1 protein-coding gene is annotated in these 2,677 nt (G+C 74.3%); it reads right to left on the reverse strand.

Annotated features, from left to right (window positions below; translation table 11 throughout):
- Nucleotides 1–17: 17 nt before the first annotated feature.
- Complete coding sequence (locus Aau02nite_RS44235) at nucleotides 18–2,663, reverse strand: glycosyltransferase (RefSeq protein WP_212994695.1); 2,646 nt, start codon at nucleotides 2,661–2,663, stop codon at nucleotides 18–20.
- Between the last annotated feature and the right edge of the window lie 14 nt (nucleotides 2,664–2,677).

The following is a 2,677-nucleotide window of genomic DNA, read 5'->3' on the forward strand; positions in this document are numbered from 1 at the left end:
CTGTCCGGACATCACACCTAGACCGCCGCCGCGACCCGCGGCTCGGGTACGTCCACCTCAGCCACCGCGCGATAGATCGCCAGCTGGGCCGCCGCCACCAGGTCCCAGTCGAGGTGGCGCACCGACGCCGGACCCGCGGCGCCGAGCCGGCGGCAGCGGGCCGGATCGTTGGCCATGGTGATCAGCGCGGAGGTCAGCGCCGGCACGTCCTCGGCCGGTACGGGCACCCCGACCCCTTCGTGCACGAGCGCCCTCAGGCACGGGATGTCGAACGCCACCACCGGTGTCCCCACGGCCAGCGCTTCCGCCGCGACCATGCCGAAGGTCTCGTAGCGGCTCGGCATGCAGACGAACTGCGCCCGGGCCAGCAGATCGAATCGCTGAGCCCCGTCCACCCGGCCCAGCCAGTGGACCCGGTCCTCGATCCCGAGCGCCCGTACCCGGGCCAGCAGCACTTCGGCGTCCGGTCCGTCGCCGGCCAGGTGCAGGTCGGCCCGGATGGACGGTGCCGCCGCCGCGTACGCGTCCAGCAGCAGGTCCATGCCCTTCTGGGCGATCTCGAGCCGGCCCAGGAACAGGATGTGGTCTCCCCGGCCGAATGCCGCCGCGCCCTGCCACGCGGCCGGCTCGAGACCGTTGGGCAGCGCGTGCACCTCCGCGTGCGGGTTGCGCCCGCGCAGTTCCCCGGCCAGGTCCTCGCTCACCGCGATCAGCTTGTCGTGCGCGCCCACCCCCAGCCGTTCGACCAGGTGGAACGGCAGGTGGTACTGCCGGGCCTTGTCCCGCGCGAACAGCCACTGCACGACGCCCACCACCGGCGTACGGGTCAGGTAGGGCACCGCGATGCTGGAGAACGGCGCCGCGAAGTCCTCGACGATCAGGTCGGGGCGCCAGCGGCGTTCCAGGCGCCACAGTCCGGTGAGGACCAGACCGAAGTAGGCGAGCAGGGACGGGAAGTGTCCCGGAGGAGCCGGCCAGCCGCAGGGCACGTACCGGACACCGTCCTGGACGCGTTCGGTGAAGCCGGGGTAGCGGCTGCACGCGACGACCACTTCGACGCCTGCGGCGGCCAGGCGGCGGTTCACTTCGTGGGTGCGTACCGAGCCGCCGCCCGCGCCGGGGCGGGCCGGATCCTCGAAACCCAGGTGCAGCACCCGCAGCGGGCCTTCCGGCCGGGATCGGGGCCTGACCAGCAGCAGGGTGGCGGCGCCGAGGATGCCGGCGGTGAGCAGCCAGACGACGAGGTGGTCGGTCAGCCGGCCGAGCAGCAGCCAGGCGAGGATGCCGAACAGCACCGGGCCGATGACGGTCGCGGGTGCCCGTACCGTCCGTCCCCGGCGGTCGACCAGAGCGAGCAGACCGGCTGCGGCGCCCAGGGTCGCCGCCGCTGATGCCCAGGCCAGGTGGGCCGGGTCCGCCGCGACGAACGGGTAGGCGCAGCCGCTCGCGATCAGCGCGGTGACGAGCACGCCGGCGGCCGCGCGGAGCAGGTCGCGGGCCTGAAGGTAGGCGATCAGGAGCGTCGCCAGGGCGCCGCCGAAGCCGGCCAGGGCCAGGGGCGGCAGCAGGGACAGCGACGCCAGGTACTCGGTCGGCAGCACCACCTCGACGAGCCCGGCCGGGACCGTGGCCACTCCGGCGGTGATCAGGACGCTGAGCAGCAGGAACGTGCGCAGGGTGGCGCGGAAGGTTTGGTTGGCGCCGCGATCACCGTGGGTTCCGACCAGGCGGGGGAAGACGGCGGTGGCCAACGCGGTGGCCAGGAACAGCGGGATGCGGGCGAGTACGAGCAGCGCCTGGTAGCCGGCCAGGCCGTCACCGCCGCGCTGCAGGGCGGCGCCGATGATGACGTCGAGGGTGAGCAGCAGGGACAGGGCGGCCTGACCGGCCGCGAGCCCGGCGGCGTGCCGGGCCAGCGCCCGGGTCCCGCCGGCAACCGCACCGGTACGCGGGTCCGGAGCCTCCGGCGTGGTCGTCCGTCGGCCCGGGCTGAGTTCCCGCGTCTTCAGACCGGCCACCTGTGTGTCCCGGGTCCGCCAATCCGTCATCCGGGGAGGCACCGACGGTGCAGCGGGCGGTGGCGGCGCCCAGAGGTCCCGCCCCAGCGTCAGCAGGCTCCACAGCGCCGCCGTGCCCGCGCCGACGGCGAAGGCGCCGATCACCCCGGCGCTGCCCCAGCCGATCAGCGCGGCCAGCACCGCCAGGGCGATGCGGATGGCCACCTCGAGGATGCGGACCCCGGCCAGCGTGGCGAAGTTCCGTTCGCCTTGCAGGACACCGACGCCGACCGCGCAGAGCAGGATGAACACCGTCGCCGCGGCCTCGCCGGCGAGCAGCGCGGTGCCGGCATAGGACGCGGACGCGACCAGCACCATGAGCGAGCAGACCAGGCCCAGCGCCAGGCTGGCACCGAGGCCGAAGCGGATCGCCCGTCGTCGCCGCGCGTCACCCCGCCGGCTCAACGCGGCCTCCCGGGCCATGACCCACGGCACCGCCGCGCCGGCGACCGTGCCCACGGTCAGCAGCAACGTGGACGCGGCCGCGAAGCGCGAGAACTCGCCCGGCGACAGCAGGTGCACGAGGACCAGCGACAGCCCGTAGTTCGCCACGCCGGTGAACGTGGTGGCCGCGAGCATCAGGCCCGCGCCGCGTGGTGCGCTCATTGGTGCACCCTTGT

It is taken from the genome of Actinoplanes auranticolor, assembly GCF_018332655.1.
GTDB lineage: Bacteria > Actinomycetota > Actinomycetes > Mycobacteriales > Micromonosporaceae > Actinoplanes > Actinoplanes auranticolor.